The 18,832-nt window shown below is 67.0% G+C and carries 13 protein-coding genes and 4 pseudogenes; 10 read left to right on the top strand and 7 right to left on the bottom strand.

Annotated features, from left to right (window positions below; translation table 11 throughout):
• Positions 1–57: 57 nt before the first annotated feature.
• Both BGP79_RS16525 and BGP79_RS15445 read left to right on the top strand, forming a co-directional pair.
• Positions 58–483, top strand: a complete 426-nt coding sequence (locus BGP79_RS16525) for a hypothetical protein (RefSeq protein ID WP_233121663.1) — start codon at positions 58–60, stop codon at positions 481–483.
• 95 nt (positions 484–578) lie between these two features.
• Positions 579–1,866: pseudogene (locus tag BGP79_RS15445) on the top strand (IS3 family transposase).
• A gap of 24 nt (positions 1,867–1,890) precedes the next feature.
• On the opposite strand, the pseudogene BGP79_RS15450 reads toward BGP79_RS15445, so the two are convergent.
• From BGP79_RS15450 to BGP79_RS15460, 3 genes and pseudogenes are all read right to left on the bottom strand, one after another.
• A pseudogene (locus tag BGP79_RS15450) lies at positions 1,891–2,244 on the bottom strand (helix-turn-helix domain-containing protein); the annotation flags it as partial.
• Between the two features lie 97 nt (positions 2,245–2,341).
• On the bottom strand, positions 2,342–3,100 hold the full coding sequence (locus tag BGP79_RS15455) for a FadR/GntR family transcriptional regulator (RefSeq protein ID WP_076697263.1): 759 nt from the start codon (positions 3,098–3,100) through the stop codon (positions 2,342–2,344).
• Positions 3,101–3,193: 93 nt separating this feature from the next.
• Positions 3,194–4,861, bottom strand: a complete 1,668-nt coding sequence (locus BGP79_RS15460) for an L-lactate permease (RefSeq protein ID WP_369800246.1) — start codon at positions 4,859–4,861, stop codon at positions 3,194–3,196.
• A 165-nt stretch (positions 4,862–5,026) separates the two neighbouring features.
• Here BGP79_RS15460 and BGP79_RS15465 point away from each other — a divergent pair, with 165 nt between their 5' ends.
• From BGP79_RS15465 to BGP79_RS15480, 4 genes are all read left to right on the top strand, one after another.
• Positions 5,027–5,827 (top strand): (Fe-S)-binding protein, encoded by an 801-nt coding sequence (locus BGP79_RS15465; protein ID WP_076697268.1) that lies wholly within the window; start codon positions 5,027–5,029, stop codon positions 5,825–5,827.
• Complete coding sequence (locus BGP79_RS15470; protein WP_076697270.1) at positions 5,824–7,353, top strand: lactate utilization protein B; 1,530 nt, start codon at positions 5,824–5,826, stop codon at positions 7,351–7,353. The genes BGP79_RS15465 and BGP79_RS15470 overlap by 4 nt, the downstream gene beginning before the upstream one ends.
• Positions 7,350–8,045 (top strand): LUD domain-containing protein, encoded by a 696-nt coding sequence (locus BGP79_RS15475; protein ID WP_076697273.1) that lies wholly within the window; start codon positions 7,350–7,352, stop codon positions 8,043–8,045. The genes BGP79_RS15470 and BGP79_RS15475 overlap by 4 nt, the downstream gene beginning before the upstream one ends.
• Before the next feature lie 230 nt (positions 8,046–8,275).
• On the top strand, positions 8,276–8,629 hold the full coding sequence (locus BGP79_RS15480; RefSeq protein WP_076697275.1) for a hypothetical protein: 354 nt from the start codon (positions 8,276–8,278) through the stop codon (positions 8,627–8,629).
• A gap of 367 nt (positions 8,630–8,996) precedes the next feature.
• Here the strand turns inward: BGP79_RS15480 and BGP79_RS15485 are convergent, their stop codons facing one another.
• On the bottom strand, positions 8,997–9,647 hold the full coding sequence (locus tag BGP79_RS15485) for a GntR family transcriptional regulator (RefSeq protein WP_076697278.1): 651 nt from the start codon (positions 9,645–9,647) through the stop codon (positions 8,997–8,999).
• A 138-nt stretch (positions 9,648–9,785) separates the two neighbouring features.
• Between BGP79_RS15485 and BGP79_RS15490 the strand changes: the two genes are divergently transcribed.
• The 3 genes and pseudogenes from BGP79_RS15490 to BGP79_RS15505 all read left to right on the top strand — a co-directional run bounded on the left by BGP79_RS15490 (position 9,786) and on the right by BGP79_RS15505 (position 13,407).
• Positions 9,786–11,306 carry a cytosine permease gene (locus tag BGP79_RS15490; RefSeq protein WP_233121666.1) on the top strand — a complete coding sequence of 507 codons (1,521 nt, stop codon included), beginning with the start codon at positions 9,786–9,788 and terminating at the stop codon, positions 11,304–11,306.
• On the top strand, positions 11,303–11,959 hold the full coding sequence (locus tag BGP79_RS15495) for a flavin reductase family protein (protein ID WP_076697281.1): 657 nt from the start codon (positions 11,303–11,305) through the stop codon (positions 11,957–11,959). Before BGP79_RS15490 ends, BGP79_RS15495 begins: the two co-directional genes overlap by 4 nt.
• A gap of 182 nt (positions 11,960–12,141) precedes the next feature.
• A pseudogene (locus tag BGP79_RS15505) lies at positions 12,142–13,407 on the top strand (IS3 family transposase).
• Between the two features lie 15 nt (positions 13,408–13,422).
• Here the strand turns inward: BGP79_RS15505 and BGP79_RS15510 are convergent.
• Positions 13,423–13,997 (bottom strand): annotated as a pseudogene (locus BGP79_RS15510) (transposase); the annotation flags it as partial.
• A 318-nt stretch (positions 13,998–14,315) separates the two neighbouring features.
• Between BGP79_RS15510 and BGP79_RS17055 the strand changes: the two are divergent.
• Positions 14,316–14,441: a hypothetical protein gene (locus BGP79_RS17055; protein WP_255363103.1), complete on the top strand. Its 126-nt coding sequence runs from the start codon at positions 14,316–14,318 to the stop codon at positions 14,439–14,441.
• A 178-nt stretch (positions 14,442–14,619) separates the two neighbouring features.
• Here BGP79_RS17055 and BGP79_RS15515 read toward each other — a convergent pair.
• Positions 14,620–15,785 (bottom strand): IS3 family transposase gene (locus BGP79_RS15515; RefSeq protein WP_143588466.1). Its coding sequence is split into 2 segments (ribosomal slippage): positions 14,620–15,498 and positions 15,501–15,785, totalling 1,164 coding nucleotides; the frame shifts between segments, so codons are not numbered across the junction.
• A gap of 71 nt (positions 15,786–15,856) precedes the next feature.
• Positions 15,857–18,511, bottom strand: coding sequence for an excinuclease ABC subunit UvrA (locus BGP79_RS15525; RefSeq protein ID WP_076697294.1), 2,655 nt, complete (start codon positions 18,509–18,511; stop codon positions 15,857–15,859).
• Between the last annotated feature and the right edge of the window lie 321 nt (positions 18,512–18,832).

Consider the following 18,832-nt stretch of genomic DNA (forward strand, 5'->3'; position numbering starts at 1 on the left):
ACGCGTGGTGGCGGCAAACCCGACATCGGCAGCACCCAGTTAGGTATCTTCGTGAGCATGATCACTCTGACAGGTCGGCGCCTACGCGCCGTAGCGGCAACACTCATCCTCGGCCTCGGAATCACCGCCATGGGCGCGACCCCAGCCCAGGCAGCTACGACCGCCAGCGCGACCACAGACGGCGGCTATTTCCGTGGAACCATCTACCACAAGGAGTACTACTACGGAAACGACTCATGGTCGATCTCCGGAAGGCTCACTGACACGGCCGGCAACGGTCGGCCGGTGGAGTTGCAAGTCCGGTACCAGTGGATCCTCAAGTCAGGCATGGTGCAGACATCGAAAGTAAAGGTGATCGACAGCACCGGGACGACGAAGTCCGTTTACGCCAGTGCCGCAACCCCCGACGTTGCAACCTGGCGCCTGCAATACCGGGTGTGCGCTCCTACGTGCTCGACCTGGCAGTACACCAGCTGGCGATAGTCCTTTACGCGTCGACGTCCGGCACCCCCTCGGCCGCGGGGTGAACCGTCCCAGGTTTGATGCTGCTGCTGTTTGAGTCCGGAAGGATGGACAGCATGCCGAAGAAGATCGAAGCTCAGCTGCGCGCGAGTGCGTGCGGTTGGTGCGTGAGCACCAGCAGGAGTAGCCCACGCAGACTGCGGCGGTGACCGCGGTCGCCCGCCAGGAAGGCGTCTCGCGGGAGTCGGTGCGGCGTTGGCTGGCGCAGGCTGATGTTGATGACGGGACCCGCCCCGGTGTGACGAGCGAGGAATCGGCGGAGGTCAAACGGTTGAAGGCCGAGAACCGGCGGTTGCGGGAGGACAACGAGATCCTGCGCCGGGCCTCGATTTTCTTCGCGGGGGAACTCGACCCCCGCGCCCGTTGATCGTCGCGTTCATCGACCAGTTGAGAGCCGAGGGCCACGCAGTCGAGTCGATCCTCCGGGTCCTGCACCAGCAGGGTCTGGGGATCGCTGCGCGGACCTACCGGGCCTGGAAGAGCCCGACCCTGATCGCGGCCCGCACCGTCACCGACGCTCGGGTCCAGGACAAGATCCGCGAGCTCGCCTGGACCGTGGACGAGGCCACGGGACGACGGAGGATGACGCCCGAGGGCTTGTACGGGCGACGGAAATGGGTCGCCTTGCTCCGCCGCCAGGACGGCCTGGCCGGCACCTCACGGGGCGCGGTGGACCGGGCCATGCACGCCCTCGGGCTCGAGGGCGTCGTCCGGGCGAGGAAGCTACGCACGACGATCCCCGGCCCGGATGGGAAGCGCGCCGGTGACCTGCTGAACCGGGATTTCACCGCACTGGCCCCGAACCGGGTGTGGGTCACCGACTTCACCTACGTGCGGACCTGGGCGGGCTTCGTCTACGTCGCGTTCGTCCTGGACGTGTTCGCCCAGCGGATCGTGGGCTGGCACGCCAGTTCGAGCAAGAAGGTCGACCTGGTCCTGACCCCGCTGCGGATAGCCCTGTGGCAGCGCGAGCGGGAAGGCCACCCCGTCTCACCCGGACACCTGATCCACCACAGCGATGCCGGGTCCCAGTACACCGTGATTCGCTTGACCGAGCATCTTGCCCTCGAGGGCATCTCCCCGTCGATCGGCACCGTCGGCGACGCTTACGACAACGCACTGATGGAGACCGTCAACGGGCTCTTCAAGGCCAAGTGCATCCGCACCACCGTCTTCCACGCCGGCCCCTACCGCACCCTCGCCGACGTCGAATACGCGACCGCCGGCTGGGTCGACTGGTACAACAACCGGCGCATCCACGGCACGCTGGAGATGCTCACCCCGATAGAGTTCGAAACGCTCCACTACCAGGCCCCCACCCGAGAGCCCCAACCCGCAAAGTAGCGGCAGAGAACCTGGGACGGTTCACTGATCGATGGTGCTCAGCCGCGGCATCTGGTACCGCGTCAGCACACGACCGACGGTGGAGCGATGCAAGTGAAGGTGGTAGGCGATCCGGTGCGGTCCCCAGCGGCGGGTGAACCGGAGCGCGAGGATTCTTCGCTCGCTTCGGCGAGGTAGCCGGTTCGGCGATCGATGCGGCGTGGAGCCGAGATCGGTCAGCGGCCTTCCCGCCCGGTAACGGTCAGCCCACTTCTTCGCCGTCGCAGGCGAACATTGGAACCGTTCCGCAGCACGGCGCAGTGACCACTTCTCGTGGACGATCAGGACAGCAAGACGACGGCGCCCCTCTGGTGACAAGGGCGCGTCAGCGTGGGTCACGAAGGCCTCCGTGGTTCGGACGTGAGTGTGGTAACCCACATCCTGCCCGGAGGCCTTCGCCTACCTCAGCCGTTCACAACGTTCCGGGGAATTACGGCTAAGCCAGCCGCCGTTCTCCCGAGCGCGCCGACGCGGCAGGCTCAGTGGTGACGCCGGCTCGGTCCACGAACCAGGCGATGTGGTCGCGAGCGAGCCGTTCTGCCGCGTCCCCGTCGCCGGCCACCACGGCATCGAGAATCCCGTGGTGTTGGCGGCGTAGTTCCGCGGCTACACCGGCCCAGTCGTCCAGTTCGGTGAATGCCTCGATCACGTAGCGTCGGATCGTCTCACGCAGGGAATCCATGACGGTGCTGATCACCGCGCTGCCGGCCAACGCCGAGACGGCAAGGTGAAACTGAGAGTCGAGGATGTGAAACCGCGCGCGATCGACGTCGTCGGCGCTCATCCGTTCCAGCAGGGCAGAGGCTTCTTCGATCTCCGGAAATTGCTTCTCGTCCGCGGCGACCCGGTCGGCGGCGGCCCGTGCCGCCCAGCCCTCCAGGAGCATTCTGGACTGCACGATGTCGTCCAGAGGCAGAGTACGTGCCGCCATGTGCAGGCGCATCGCTCGCGCCATCCCGCCAGCGGGATCAGAGATCACGATGGCCCCCGACCCCGGACCGGATCCGACGGCGGACTGGACCAGTCCGATGGTGTCCAGGACCCGCAACGCCTCACGGACAGAGGCCCGGGAGATCCCGTACTTGGCGGCGAGGGCGCGCTCCCCCGGCAACCGGTCACCGGGAGAGAGTACGCCACTGCGCAAGTCCGCCTCCACGCCGTCGAGCACGACCTGGTATGAACGATCCGACGGCACGCGGCTTCCTCCTGATCAATGGACTGGTCTCATTATCCCCGCCTCAGCGGCGATGTTTCCCGGTCTTGGCCGAGGCGGGGACGCGAGGTCATCTCAAGGAAGCATCCAGCCCAGGACCGGAGTGGACTGCAAGAAGACCAGGACACACAGCACGAGCAGCAGGCCGACGGACCACCCGACCACCTTGCGCAAGATGGTGCCCTCCTGCCCGTCCAGCTGAACCGACGTGGCGGCGATGGCCAGGTTCTGCGGGCTGATCAGCTTGCCGACGACACCGCCGGTGGTGTTGGCCGCCACCAACAGGTTCGGGTCAATGCCGGCGTTGACGCCGGCGGTCTGCTGCAGCTTGGCGAACAAGGCGTTCGCGGAAGTGTCCGACCCCGTCACGGCGGTGCCCAGCCAACCGAGGATCGGGGAGAGCAAGGCGAAGAAGCCGCCCGTCCCCGCCAGCCACACGCCGATGGTGACCGTCTGCCCGGACAGGTTCATCACGTAGGCCAGGGCGAGGACGAGGAGGATGGTCGCCGCGGCCCAGCGCATCCGATAGACCGTGACTCCGATCTCGCGGATCGCGGTGCCGAAGGGCAGCCGGAAGCGACCGCCGTCGTCGTTCAGGGAGTACACCACGGCAACGATGAGACCCGTGATCAGCAGCAGCGTGCCCGGGCTCGAGAGCCAGGTGAAGGTGTAGGTGGTGGAGCTGAGCGGCTTGCCGGCGGCGTCGACCAGGCGCTCGGACAGGCCCGGCCACGGAATCTTGACGTCCGTCGCCGCGAGAGCGGCCGGAATGTTCACGCCGAGCTTCCACAGCTTGGCGATCCCGAAGACCGCGATGACGAGCAGGTACGGGAACAGGGCCATGCCGATCCGGCCGGAGGAGAGCGACCCGCCCGTCGTGACGGTGGCGATGCCGAGCCGTTCACGCGCCTGGTCGCGGCCGCGCGGGGTGTAGACACGCAGGATCAGGACGGCGGCGGCGAGCCCGACGAGGGAGGCGACGATGTCGGTCAGCTCGTAGGAGAAGAAGTTCGAGCACAGGAACTGCGCGAGGCCGAACGCGACACCGGTGCCCAGTGCGATCGGCCAGGCGTCTTTCACGCCGCGGCGCCCGTCGAGGATGAAGAGCAGGATCACCGGGACGATGACCGCCAGCAGGGGTGCCTGCCGGCCGACGATGGCGCCGATGTGGGCGGGGTCCAGCCCGGTGAGGCTACCCGCGGTCGTGATCGGGATGGCGACCGCACCGAAGGCGACCGGGGCGGTGTTGGCCAACAGGACCGCGCATGCAGCCTTGAGCGGGGAGATGCCGAGGGCGACCAGCATCGTCGCCGTGATCGCAACCGGGGCGCCGAAGCCGGCGAGGGCTTCCAGCATGCCGCCGAAGCAGAAGGCGATGAGGATGGCCTGCACCCGCACGTCACCGCCACCGATCATGTCGAACACCCGCCGCAGGTCATCGAACCGTCCCGAGAGGACCGTGACCTGGTACAGCCAGATGGCCATGATCACGATCCACAGCACCGGGTGGGCACCGAACACTGCGCCTTCCGCCCCGGCCAGCAGCGCCAGGTCGATCGGCATCCCGAATGCCGCGACCGCCACGATCAGAGCGGTGACCAGGGCCGCGAGCCCGGCGACGTGCGCCCTGACCTTGACCACGGCAAGGAGGATGAAGAAAACCACCAGGGGGATCAACGCGATCAGCGCGGACAGCGGCACGCTGTTCGCGACTGGGTCGGTCACGGGAGTGAACATGGATATGCCTTTCCGTCAGGAGCCGCCCCGGTCAAGACGGCGGTCTGCCCAAAAATGGTCTGACCAATGTGGTCTGACCATGTACTCTAGCTCACACTCTTGCCACTGTGAAGTACCCCACGTAGCATGGTCTGACCACATGAACGGGATCCATTTGCTGGGAGGCCGTCGATGAGAATCGCCCTGTTCGCCACGTGCATCGTGGATGCCATGTACCCCCAGGTCGCCGTCGCGACCGTGAATATCCTGGAGCGGCTCGGCCACGAGGTCGTGTTCCCCGCCGGGCAGGCCTGCTGCGGCCAGATGCACGTCAACTCCGGCTACGCGGACGCGTCCGTGCCGGTCATCCGCAATCACGTGCGGGCGTTCGAGGCGGAGGAGTGGGACGTCGCCGTCGCCCCGTCGGGCTCCTGCGTCGCCTCCGTCAAGCACCAGCATGCGCAGATGGCCCGCCGCGTAGGCGACGCGGACCTGGCGGCGCGGGCGGAGGCGATCGGTCGTGGCACCTTCGAGCTGTCGGCTCTGCTCACCGATGTCCTCGGTGTCACCGACGCGGCCGCGCAGCTTGGTTCGTGGTTCCCTCACCGGATCACCTATCACCCGTCCTGCCACGGGATGCGACTGCTCCGTCTCGGTGACCGGCAGCGCGATCTGCTGCGCACCGTCGAGGGCCTCGAGTTGCGGGACCTGCCCCACGCGGAGGAGTGCTGCGGGTTCGGCGGCACGTTCTCGGTGAAGAACGCCGCCGTGTCCACCGCGATGCTGGACGACAAGGTAGCCAACGTGGTCGCGACCGGAGCCCCCTTGTGTGCCGGCGGCGATGCGTCCTGCCTGATGCATATGGGCGGCGGCATGTCCCGCCAGCACACCGGCGTCGGCACGGTGCACCTGGCGCAGGTGCTCGCCAGCACCCGGGAGGACCCGCTCGTCTTCGACGGCGCGGCCCAGCTGCAGGGAGGTGCGCTGCGATGAGCACGGATCTCGGGATGCCGCGGGTTCGCCCCGCTCACGGCGTCGGGAACATCATCGAACGCGAACCCTTCCCGCAGTACGCCGAGCGAGAGCTCGGCAACGAGCAGCTTCGCGCGAACCTGGGCCGGGCAACCTCGACGATCCGCGCCAAGCGTGCCGCCGTCGTCGGGGAGCTCGACGACTGGGAGGCCCTGCGGGACGCCGGCTCGGCGATCAAGGCCGCGACGATGGCAAACCTGCCGGCCCTGCTCGAGCAGTTCGAGGCGAACGTGACGGCGCGCGGCGGCGTCGTGCACTGGGCACGCGACGCGGACGAGGCGAACCGCATCGTCGAGGAGCTGGCCACCCGGTACGCCCCGGTGCTGCCGAACGGGCGCCGCGAGGTGGTCAAGGTCAAGTCCATGGCCACCCAGGAGATGGGCATGAACGAGTACCTCGAAGGCGTGGGCATCGACGCGTTCGAGACGGACCTCGCGGAGCTGATCGTCCAACTCGGCCACGACACCCCCAGCCACATCCTCGTGCCGGCCATCCACCGCAACCGCCGGGAGATCCGGGAGATCTTCCTGGCGGAGATGCCCGACGTGGACCCGCAGCTCTCCGACGACCCGAAGCTGCTCGCGGCCGCCGCCCGGACCCACCTGCGCCGCAAGTTCCTCGCCGCGAAGGTCGCCGTCTCGGGCGCCAACTTCGGCATCGCCGACACCGGTACCCTGACCGTCGTCGAGTCCGAGGGCAACGGCCGGATGTGCCTGACGCTGCCGGAGACGCTGATCACCGTGATGGGCATCGAGAAGCTCCTGCCCACCTTCACCGACCTCGAGGTGTTCCTCCAGCTGCTCCCCCGCTCCTCCACCGGTGAGCGGATGAACCCGTACACGTCGATGTGGACCGGTGTCACCCCGGGCGACGGGCCGCAGAACGTGCACGTCATCCTGCTGGACAACGGCCGCACCGCTGCCCTGGCGGATGAAGACGGCCGCTCCGCGCTGAACTGCATCCGCTGCTCAGCGTGCCTGAACGTCTGCCCCGTGTACTCGCGGACCGGCGGCCATGCCTACGGGTCCACCTATCCCGGGCCGATCGGCGCGATCCTGTCCCCGCTGCTCACCGGGGTGGAGCAGGGAGAGAACGGGTCCCTGCCCTACGCCTCCTCGCTGTGCGGGGCGTGCTACGACGTGTGCCCGGTCAAGATCAACATCCCCGAGATCCTCGTGCACCTGCGCGGCAAGGACGTCGAGGCGCGGAAGGAGGCCGGAACCCTGAAAGGTCAGCTGGACACGGCGTTGAAGGGCGCCCAGTGGATGATGAGCGACGGGCGGCGGATGGCCGCGGCCGAACGGGTCCTCCCGCTGGCGTCCCTCTTCGCCGGACGCGACCGGAAGTTCTCGACGCTGCCCGGCATCGCCGGGGCATGGACATCGAGCCGGGACATCCCCGCCCCTCCCGCCGAGTCCTTCCACACCTGGTGGAAGAAACGAGAGAAGAACGACGGCGATCGCGGGACTCGGAAGGAACAGGCATGAGCGAGCAGTCCAACGACGTGCCAGTCTCGGCGCGGGAAACGGTGCTGGCACGAATCCGCGGCGCCCTCGCCGACGACGGCGCCGTTACCGGCGACGACGCTCGGGAGGCGGCACGGACACCGGCGGACATCCCCCGGGACTACCGGCACTCATCGTCGCTCAGCCCTGACGAACTCGTCGAGCTGCTGGTGGACCGCCTCGTGGACTACCGGGCCGACGTCGACGTGATCGATACCGCCGATCTGCCGACCGCGGTCGCGCGGCGCTTGGCCGGCGCCTCGTCGTACGTGGTCCCACCGGCACTGGACGAACCGGGCCACCCCCTGGCCAATCTGGAGACGGAGGCGCGCCGCCTCGTCGACTCCGCCGATGCCCCGTTGGACGTGCACATGCTCGACCACGTGGGTGCGGTGGTCACCAGCAGTGCAGTCTCGGTCGCCCAGACCGGCACGATTTTCCTCGACGGATCCCCCGACCAGGGCCGACGCGCCATCTCCCTGGTGCCGGATCACCACATCTGCCTGGTTCCTGTGGAGTCGATCGTCGGACTGGTGCCGGAGGCCGTCGGCCGTCTCGATCCGGTCCGGCCGACGACGATGATCTCCGGGCCTTCGGCGACGAGCGACATCGAGTTGGAGCGCGTCGAGGGAGTTCACGGGCCTCGCCACCTCGACGTGTTGATCGTCAGGTGAGGTTTCGAAACACCAGGACGACCCCCTACCTGGGATCTTCCGATCGATCTGACGAAGACTCTGGCCAAGCGACGGTTTTCTTGCTATCGCTCTCGCCGGGTTACCGCCCCTCCGACCGCAGGCCTCGCCACGGCGGGAGAACTTGGCGTGGTTAGCCGGCCCTCTTCCCGGCAGTCCGCTGCCCCGTTGATGTGGACGACGGGTATCTCTCTCGTCGTACCCATCGGCAGGTGGTCCACCTTACCGAGCAGGTGTTCGCCTGGAGCGCTGCCGGGGAGTTCGACCGGCTCGGGGCCGTGATGCACGCCGTCACGGCTGATGAAGATCCGCGAATCTTTCTCGCCAGCGCGTGGCGGGTGATCCAGTCCGATCTGGGGGCGCTGGAGCGGCTGAGCGCCTCCCACGTCGAGCTCCCCGGGGGGACGACGGTTGATGAATCTGCCTACCTTTCCGGCACCGTCGTCGGAGCGACCGCCTTCCGGTGCGAGGAAGGTTCCCTCGAGGGACGCGTCGCCGTGACCGAAGACCTGAAGGTGATCGGGATTCTGATGGTCCCCCCGAAACACGGACGCCTTCCCTTCTAGTCATGCAGTGGCGATCGTTCTTCTCAAGATCGACGCCTCACGACACGGACAGCGCCGCCGGGTCGGTGGCAGTCAATCGTGCACGATAGGCGAACGCCTATCGGACACTTCCCCACCCCTCAAAGGCGACTGCGCGCTGCTGCGATCCAAACCGTCGGAGCGTCTGTGATCGGCCCCCGTCACTCCAAGCCCGCCTGTTGACGAGTGCCCGCGCCCGGCGGTGCCAGAAACGGACGATTGTCTGGCACCGACAGAAAGTGCCGGACCACCGTCCCGCCGGACGCCCAGCGATCACCACGCCACCGCCACCAGCCACCCACGTCAGGCGTAGCTACTGGGACAACGGCACCAGAGATGCCCCGGCGTATCAGCGCGAGCCAGTTTCCTGATTGATCGTGGCGAACGAGAAGGCGACGAGATAGTCGATGAGCGCGTGTGACGCCTGTTCCGCTCCATCCGGATCGCGGGCGGTGACGGCGCGGAGAATGTCTGCGTGCAGTAACGACCCTCGTTGGATCTCGGCCTGCACGTCGCGGACGTGCGCGTGCCAGAAGCGGCGGGACAGTCCCTGCAGAGGGGCCATCGCGTCCTCCACGTATTCGTTGTGGCAGGCCGCGACCAGTAGGTGGTGGGTGGTGGTAACGGTGTCGAGGTAAGTGCTCAGGGTGAAGGTCTCGGAGTCCAGTCTTTCGATCATGGCCGTCATCCGGTCATGATCCGCCGGAGTTGCTCTCTTGCAGGCGAGTCGGACGGTCAGTGCTTCCAGAGCGCGCCGCAGTTCGAGCATGCGCAACTGGGCCTCGACCGACGCGGGTGGGACGAGGACGCCCTTGTTCGGGTGCACTTCCACCATGCGGTTGCGCGCTAGCTGTTGCAGTGCTTCTCGCACCGGGGTCCGTCCGAGGCCAGTCTTTTCCATCAGCACCGATTCCGACACCAGGGCTCCGGGGGCGACGTCTTCCACGACGATGAGCCGCTCGATCTGCTCATACGCCAGCGCGGCTTTTCCCTGCAGCATCAGAGGCCGCCCGGGAAGCCGAGCGGAATGGCTGTGCCACGGTCGGGGATCGTGGTCAGAGGAGTTCGGCGTTGCGGTGGCATGCCATCACCCTAGCTGCGAACCCTTGCGCAACCGATATACCGGCTGCATACTGGTGTGATCCTGGCCACTCACTCGATCGAGGTCATCATGGCGAAGGCAGCCGCCCTGGAGCAACGCTCCATCGATTTCATCCCGGCGGACGAACGGTACGGTCACCCGCGCAGCTTGCTGTTCGTGTGGTTTGCGGCCAACACCTCCATCACCGCCGTGGTGACCGGTGCGTTGTTCGTGATCCTTGGCAACAGCGCCCTCTGGTCGATTCCGGCGATCATCATCGGCAACGCGGTGGGCGGGTTCGTGACCGCGCTGCACTCGGCGCAGGGGCCGCGGCTGGGGGTGCCGCAGATGATCCAGAGCCGGGCGCAGTTCGGCTACTACGGGGCGATCCTCCCGCTGATCCTCGCGCTGATGATCTACATCGGCTTCTACGCCACCGGCCTGGTGCTGGGGGGTCAGGCGATCGGCACGCTGGTGGGGATCCCTCACCAACTCGGGTCGGCGGTGTTCGCTGTGCTGTCCACGGTGCTGGCCGTGGTCGGCTACCGCTACATTCACCGCTTCTCCCATTTCGCTGCCGCGCTGAGCTTCGTGGTCTTCGTCGGGCTGCTGATCCGAATCTTGTCCGACGGGCGCATCGGCCAGGTGGCTGGGGAGCCCGCGTTCGACGTCGCGACCTTCGTCCTCGGCATCTCCCTGTCGGCGTCGTGGCAGCTGACCTTCGGCCCCTACATCGCCGACTACTCGCGGTACCTGCCCGCCGACACGCCGAAGCGGTCGACGATCGGGTGGACCTTCGCCGGCAGCGTGATCGGCGGGTCGCTGGCGATGACCCTCGGAGCCCTGGCCGCGGCCCTGGGTGGGGCCGCATTCGGCCACGATCAGGTCGGCTATCTTGCCGGCCTGGGCGGTGCGCTGTGGCCGATCGTTCTGCTGGCGGTGATCTGCGGCAAGCTCACGGGTAACACCCTGAGCTCCTACGGCGGGTACATGTCAGTGGCGACCATCATCACCAGCCTCGTCGGGCAGAACCGGGTCGGACCCCGGGCGCGCACCGTCTACGTCCTGATCATCTCGGTCATCTCGCTGGCGATCGCGCTAGCCGCGACCGATAACTTCCTCAGCGCGTTCACCGACTTCCTGCTGTTCCTCCTGTACTTCATGACCCCGTGGTCGGCGATCAACCTGGTCGACTACTACCTGGTCCGCAAGGAGCGATACAGCATCACCGCCCTGTTCGACCGCGACGGCGAGTACGGACGGATCAACGGCGGCGCCTTCCTCGCCTACATCCTGGGCGTGCTCATCCAGATCCCCTTCATGAACAGCAGCCTGTACGTCGGGCCCGTGGCCCAGCTCTTCGGCGGCGCTGAGATCGCCTGGATCATCGGCATCATCGTCGCCGGCGGCGTGTACTGGGCGCTCTCCGGGCGTGTCCGCCGATCAATGACACACGACGTGGACCACGCCCGCACCCTCGCCACCGCCGGCGCATCCATCACCCCCACCAGCACGTCCACTGGCCAAGGAGCCACCCCGGCGGACGTCCGCACCAACACCACCAAGGAGACCCCGTGAAGTACGACCCCTCCACCGACCGCAGCCCACTGCCCTACTCGCCCTTCAAGAGCTGCACCGTGCCCCGCCCGATCGGCTGGATCTCCAGCGTCAGCCCGGACGGCGTGGAGAACCTGGCCCCCTACAGCCAATGGCAGAACCTCACCTTCGACCCCCCGATGGTGATGTTCTCGGCCAACCAGTACCCGGACGGGCGGCGCAAGGATAGCGTGCTCAACGCCGAACAGACCGGCTGGTTCGTGTGGAACATGGCTACCTACGACCTCCGCGAGGCGGTCAACATCAGCGCCATGGCCCTACCCCCGGAGGTGAGCGAATTCGATCGCGCCGGCGTCACCCGCTCCTACGCCGAGCTCTCCCCGACCCCGATGGTGGCCGAAAGCCCCGTCCACTTCGAGTGTCGCTACCTCTCCACCCACCGCATGTCCGGCAACTCCAACGTGGGCACCATCGACATCGTCTTCGCCCAGGTCGAACGGATCCACATCAACGACGAGGTGATCACCGCGGATGGGAAGCTGGACATCCCCCGTATCAGGCCCCTCGCCCGGATGGGTTACTACGACTACACCTCGATCACCGAGACCTTCGAGATGCGCATCCCGGAGGCCTCCGACGCCGAGGCCTCCGGCCTCGAAGGCGCACCCGCCTAGACCCCTCCCGCACCATCGGGCGCTTGCTCGGGACGCCACGCGGCGGTCCCGAGCAAGCGATCCGCGGTCCGATATGGGCACCTGCGGTGCGGCGCCAAGGAAAGGGCCGAAAGGTGAGTACGTCAATAGGTGAACCGCCCCGGGTCTGGTGGAGGGTCTGATTCCCCGAGAGGATGACGATCATGCCGGCACCGAGGAAGTATCCGCAGGAGTTGCGGGAACGAGCCATGCGGCTCGTGGTCGAGGCCCGTAGGGAAGACCCGGAGCTGTCGCTGAACGCGGCGGTGATCCGGGTCGGTCAGCGTACCGGGGTGAATCCGGACACGTTGCGGGGCTGGTCCAAGCAGGCCGCGATCGAAGCGGGTGAACGCCCGGGCACGACCACCAGCGACCCGGTCCGGATCAAGTCGATGGAGGCGGAAGTGCGTGAGCTCAAACGCGCGAACGAGATCTTGTTGGCGGCCTCCTCGTTCTCCGCGCGGGAGCTCGACCCGCGACTGCCGTGGTAGTCCAGTTCATCGACGAGCACCGGGCCCGGTTCGCCGGTCGAGCCGATCTGCCGGGTGCTCACCGAGCACGGCGTGCCGATCGCCCCGTCCGGGTTCTACGCCCTCAAGACACGTCCCGTCTCCGCACGGGCGATCGCCGACACTGAGCTGGTCGTCCAGATCGAACGAGTGTTCTGGGACCGCAGCCTGGGGCGTGGGGTCAGCGGTGCCCGCGCGGTGTGGCGGCTGCTGGCCCGGGAGGGGATCACCGTGGCCCGGTGCACGGTCGAACGGCTCATGCGCCAGCAGGCGTTTCGCGGTGCCCGCCGGGGCAAGCAGTTCGTCACCACCCGCCCGGACGCGTCATCCCCGCGGCCTCCGGACCATGTGCAGCGGGACTTCACCGCGGACCGGCCGAACCGGCTCTGGGTGGTCGACTTCACCTACGTGCCGACGTGGTGGGGGATGGCGTTCACCGCGTTCGTCACTGACGTGCACTCCCGTCGGATCGTGGGATGGCGGACCATGGACCGGATGCCCACCGACCTGCCCCTGGATGCCCTGGAGATGGCGCTCTGGGTGCGGGACCGGGCCGGTCAGGACGTCACCGGGCTGGTCCAGCACTCCGATGCCGGGTCGCAGTACACGGCGCTGCGCTACGCCGAGCGGCTCGCAGACGTCGGCGCTGTCGCCTCGATCGGGACCGTCGACGACTCGTACGACAACGCCCTGGCCGAGTCGACGATCGGGCTCTACAAGACCGAGTGTGTCAAGATCGACGGCCCGTTCCGCACCGCCGACCACCTCGAACTCGCCACGCTGTTCTGGGTGCACTGGTTCAACGAGAACCGGCTGCACTCATCGATCGGCTACCGCACGCCCATCGAGGCGGAGAACGACTACTACCGTCAGAACAATCCCCAGCACCACCCGGCGCTGGGAGAACCCGCCCTCCACTAAACCCGGGGCGGTTCAGCCTTCGCGGACTTTCCTGGTCAATGCGTCGGCGGCCACGAACGTGAACGGGCCGGCCTCGCCCAGGGGTCGGTGGCGGAACTGGTCGACGTGCTCGTCCAGCTCGGTGGCCATCCGGGAGACCCGCGACTTGGACAGGGCGTTGAGGCCGAGGGTCTTGACGAGCTTGGGAGTGCCTCCCGCTGCGATCAGCGCGAAGCGCGCAGCGGGGGAGGCATCCGCCGTGTCGAAACCCCGGCGAGGTAGCAGTCCGCCACGACGGTGATCAGCGCGGTCTCGGCCCGCTTGCGCCGCTCCAGCAGCCACCCCGGGAAGTACGTCCCGGAGCGCAGCTTCGGCACGGCCACGTCGATGGTCCCGACCCGGGTGTCCAGGTCCCGGTGCCGGTACCCGTTGCGCTGAGCGGTCCGCTCAGGGGACGGCCGACCCCACTCGGCTCCGACCACCGCGTCCGCGTCGGCGGAGAGCAGGGCGGTGATCATGGTCTGCAGCAGGTGGCGCATCCGGTTCGGGGACGCTTCGGACAGGGCTTCGCCGAGCAGGCCGGCAGGGTCGACAATATGGGCAGGGGTCATCGTGATGACTCCATTCGAGAGAGCTGTGGAAGGTGAACTCGAAGGATCACACGGTGGCCGCGCCCACGTCCGCAACGACGTCACGGCCCACCGCGCTACACCACTATGCGGGACTCAACTGAAACGTCACGGACTCACCGCGAACGGCGGGCCCCGAGTGCGTGTCGTCGGGAGCGACTACGACGGCACCGTGGCGGAGCACTTCACGAGTACGACAAGCGAGATCGCGCCCTCCAGTTCGCGGCGGAGCACGGCGTCTCGATCGATCACTGCTGTGCGATCGGTGATAGTCGGTCCGACCTTCCGCTGTTCGCCGCCGTGCCGACATCACTCGCTCTGATCGCCGGCGCCGCGGCTCGGGCGGCCGCGCCCGCTGCCGTTGACACGAAGGACCTGCGCGACGTCATCCCCTGGCTCGAGGCGTGGAAAGCCGCCCTCCACTGACCTTGGGCGTTCATCGGCGCAGACGACCGGTAGCCGATCCCTGAGGTGTGTACACACTTGATTCGCCTGTGGCAAGTTTGGCTGCTCAGTGCTCTTGTGACTGCGTACCGGGTCATCGGTTGTCAAGCGTCGGCTCTTCTGCTCGGGACTGCTGCACCGATAGGTGACAGTGGGGGTTTCATGCTGCGGGGGTGGCAGCGGTGTTGATGATGGTCTCGTATTCGAGGGGTGTCAATCGGCCGAGGCGGGCTTGTCGGCGGCGCCGGTGGTAGGTGGCTTCGATCCAGGTCACGATCGTGATCCGGAGCTGCTGCCGGGTGGCCCAGCGGCCTCGGTTGAGGACGTTCTTCTGCAGCAGGGCGAAGAAGGATTCCATGGCGGCGTTGTCCCCGGCGGCCCCGACGCGGCCCATGGATCCGACCAGGCCGTGGTGGTTCAGGGCGTGCACGAAACGGCGCGATCGGAATTGAGACCCGCGGTCTGAGTGCACGATGCAGCCGGTGACATCCCCTCGGCGGGCGACCGCGTTCTGCAGGGCCCGGACGGCGAGCCGGGACTGCATCCGCTCGTCGATGGAGTAGCCCACGATCCGGCCCGAGCACGCGTCCTTGATAGCACAGAGGTACAGCTTGCCCTCCGCGGTGGCGTGCTCGGTGATGTCGGTCAGCCACAGCTGATTCGGTCGCTCGGCGGTGAATTCGCGTTGGACGAGGTCATCGTGGACCGGCAGGCCCGGCCGCTTGCCGTTCTTGCCGCGTTTCTTGCCGAACGCGGACCACCAGGCGTTGTCCGAGCAGATCCGCCACGCCGTCCGTTCACACATCACCTGGCCGGCGGTGGCGGCTTCTGCGGCGAGGAACCGGTATCCGAACTCGGGGTCGTCCCGGTGGGCGTCGACCAGGGCGTTCGCCCGGTACGCCGCGGCGAGATCGGTGTCGGTGATCTGCTGTTTGAGCCACCGGTAGTACGGGGCTCGGGTGAGCTTGAGGACCCGCAAGGACACCGCGACCGGGATCCGGTCAGCGGCGAGCTCGGTCACGAGCGGGTAGAACCTTTTCCCGGCAGGTTCGCCTGGGACAGGTACGCCGCAGCCCGGCGCAGCACCTCGTTCTCCTGCTCGAGCAGCCGGTTACGGCGGCGAAGCTCACGCAGCTCGGTCGACTCCTCGCGGGTCTTCCCGGGCCGGGCACCGTCCTCGACATCGGCCTGACGCATCCAGTTCGTCAGACAGGACTCGGAGATCCCGAAGTCCTTGGCGATCTCGGCGAGCTTCTGACCGGGCTCACGGCTCCGCGCGACACGAACCACATCGTCGCGGAACTCCTGGGGATAGGGAGCGGGCATGGTGCACATCCTTCCCTGCAACGCCACACGACGCCACAGACGAGGTGTCACCTATCGGTGCACCAGTCCCCTCAGGTAGCCGCAACGATCAGTTTGATCGCCGCGGCAAGGTATTCCGCGGACGCGCCGACGCCGTTCTCGGCAACTTGTGCAGGAGTTCCAGCGGCGACGACTGCGCCGCCATCATCGCCGGCGCCGGGTCCGAGGTCGATGACGTAGTCGGCTGCTGCCACCACCCGCATGTCAAGTTCCACCGCGACGACGGTGTTTCCTGCGTCGACGAGGGTTTGCAGATGCGTCACGAGCCGGTCAGCGTCAGCGCAGTGCAGGCCCGACGTTGGTTCGTCGAGAACATACAAGGTGTCCCCTCGTTGTGCGCGCTGTAGCTCGCTTGCGAGCTTCACGCGTTGTGCCTCACCTCCAGAGAGCTCGGTTGCCGGTTGTCCGAGTCGCAAGTATCCGAGACCCACGTCTGACAGTGCAGCTAGTGAGCGGGTGATGTCGTCTTCACCGTCAAAGAACGGGTGGGCTTCCTCAACGCTCATCGCGAGCACGTCAGCGATGGTGCGCTCCCGCCAAGTGATCTCGAGGGTCGAGGCTTTGTACCGGGTCCCGTGACAGTCGGGGCATTCGGTGTACACGGATGGGAGGAAGAGTAGCTCGACCATCACGGACCCTTCGCCCTCACAGGTGGGGCAGCGGCCGCCGGAGACATTGAAGGAGAACCGGCCGGGCTTGTACCCACGCGAGCGAGCCTCGGGCGTCTCAGCGAAGCGTCGACGGACGTGGTCGAACAAGCCCGTATATGTTGCAACGTTCGATCGGGGGGTCCGGCCAATGGGTCGTTGATCGATGTTGACAACCCGCCGGACCCCCTCGAGAGAGCCGTCGAGGACACCGTCGAGCCGCTCTGGGGTATCGGCAAGGAGCAGCTCGTCGCCGGTCGATTCGTCCTCCGCCGGAATGCTGTCACCGAGGCGGTCGCCGACGAGAGCCGGGAGCGCCTGGCTGACCAAGCTCGACTTGCCGGAACCCGAGACTCCGGTGACCGCGGTGAAAACACCCAGGGGAATGTCGATGGAGACGCCGTGCAGGTTGTTACGAGTCACGTCCTTCAAGTGGAGCCACCCGCGCGGGTCGCGAGGGGTGTGCGGGGGCAGTCCACTGCCACCGAAGAGGTAGCCGCGTGTCACTGAGTCCTTGACGTCGGCAAGCCCATCGGTAGGGCCGCTGTAGAGAACGCGGCCGCCATGCTCGCCCGCGCCGGGGCCGATGTCCACGAGCCAGTCCGCGTGCCGCATGACATCGACGGAGTGTTCGACGACGAACAGGCTGTTTCCGCTTCTCTTGAGCCCGTCGAGGATCTTCAGGAGCGCTGTCACGTCTTGTGGGTGAAGGCCTGCGGATGGTTCATCGAGGACATAGACGACGCCGAACAGGTCGGAGCTGAGCTGTGTGGCGAGCCTGATTCGTTGCAACTCGCCACCCGACAGGGTCGGAGTGGTTCGACTTAACGACAGATACCCGAGGCCAAGATCGGTCAGTGGGCGGAGTCGCTCGATCAGCCCGGAAGCGAGCCGGGACGCAGCGGCGCGCTTCTCCGGCGAACGGTTTGCGGTGCGGCGCACATCGGGTGCGGCGGCGTGCGCGGACCCTCCGGCGGCGATGCGCTGCTCCGTGGCTGCGCGGCGGGAATTGGCATGCAGCACAGCACCATTCGGAACGGTCTCGGCCTGTTGCGCTCCCGCAACCACGTCGGAGAGCATGTCAGCAAGCGCTCGAAGCGGCAACTGCGAGAACTCCGCGATGTCCAGGCCCTCGAACGTGACCGAGAGCGCTTCAGGCTTCAGCCGCTTCCCGTGACAGACCGGGCATAGGGCAGCGTCGAGGTACTGCGCGACGCGGCGCTTCATCGACGCGCTCTTCGAGTTCGCGAATGTGTCCAACACATACCGGCGGGCTCCGACGAAGGTGCCCGAGTAGCTCGGCTCGACCCCGGCCTTGGTCGCGGCGCGAGCCTCAGCAAGCGTCAACCGGGAGTGGACCGGAACGAACGGGGTCTCATCCGTGTAAAGGATCCAGTCCCGGTCTTTTCGTGGCAGATCTTTCCATGGCACGTCAACGTCATAGCCGAGGGCCACCAACACGTCGCGGAGCTGGTGTCCGTGCCATGCCGTCGGCCAGGACGCGATCGCGCGCTCCCGGATCGTGAGCGACGGATCCGGCACCATCCGCTCCTCGGGCACCGCGTAGACACGACCAATGCCGTGACACTCCGGGCAGGCCCCCTGCACCGTGTTAGCAGAAAAATCCTCCGCGTAGAGCATCGGCTGCCCATCCGGATAGTCCCCGGCGCGGGAGTACAGCATCCGCACGAGACTGGACACCGTGGTGATGCTTCCCACCGTGGACCGGGCACTGCGTCCTCCACGTTGCTGCTGCAACGCCACGGCCGGCGGCATCCCGGTGATGGAGTCAACATCGGGAACGCCCGCCTGGTCGATCAGACGGCGAGCGTACGGCGCCACCGACTCCAGATACCGTCGCTGCGACTCCGCGTACAGCGTCCCAAACGCCAACGATGACTTCCCGGAACCCGACACACCCGTGAACACCACTAACGAGTCCCGCGGAACGGAGAGGTCCACATCCCGCAGGTTGTGCTCCCGGGCACCCGAGACCCGAACCTGCGCGTCGGCGACGGGTGAAGGATCAGACGAAGTCATGACCGGATCGTACGGGACTGCGCGAGCGAGGTCTGACCGTCCTCACAGAGATGTACGCACAGATGGACAAGTACTACGGCTTTCTCGAGAGCACGCCACTCAACGCCGCGGACCGTGCAAGCCTCGTCGATCAGCGACGGTGGCTGACCGAACGCCGTGGTGATGTGACCTCAATCCGAACTACAACGGCGACGCTCAACCTCACTGAGATCATCGGCGCCGCAGCTGACCACGCGTTCCTGGACCGGACGTCGCGCGACGCCGCCCGGCGGTTGTGGCGTGAGATGAGCGCTGACGCTCACGTTCTTGGTTGGTCGCTCT

Source organism: Tersicoccus sp. Bi-70 (assembly GCF_001968825.1).
GTDB lineage: Bacteria > Actinomycetota > Actinomycetes > Actinomycetales > Micrococcaceae > Tersicoccus.

Excerpts from the sequence above, each read along its gene's own strand:
- BGP79_RS15485 (WP_076697278.1), bottom strand. The coding sequence starts at position 9,647 with ATGCTGCAGGGAAAAGCCGCGCTGGCGTATGAGCAGATCGAGCGGCTC.
- BGP79_RS15470 (WP_076697270.1), top strand. The coding sequence starts at position 5,824 with ATGAGCACGGATCTCGGGATGCCGCGGGTTCGCCCCGCTCACGGCGTC.
- BGP79_RS16525 (WP_233121663.1), top strand. The coding sequence starts at position 58 with ATGATCACTCTGACAGGTCGGCGCCTACGCGCCGTAGCGGCAACACTC.
- BGP79_RS15475 (WP_076697273.1), top strand. The coding sequence starts at position 7,350 with ATGAGCGAGCAGTCCAACGACGTGCCAGTCTCGGCGCGGGAAACGGTG.
- BGP79_RS15525 (WP_076697294.1), bottom strand. The coding sequence starts at position 18,511 with ATGACTTCGTCTGATCCTTCACCCGTCGCCGACGCGCAGGTTCGGGTC.
- BGP79_RS15465 (WP_076697268.1), top strand. The coding sequence starts at position 5,027 with ATGAGAATCGCCCTGTTCGCCACGTGCATCGTGGATGCCATGTACCCC.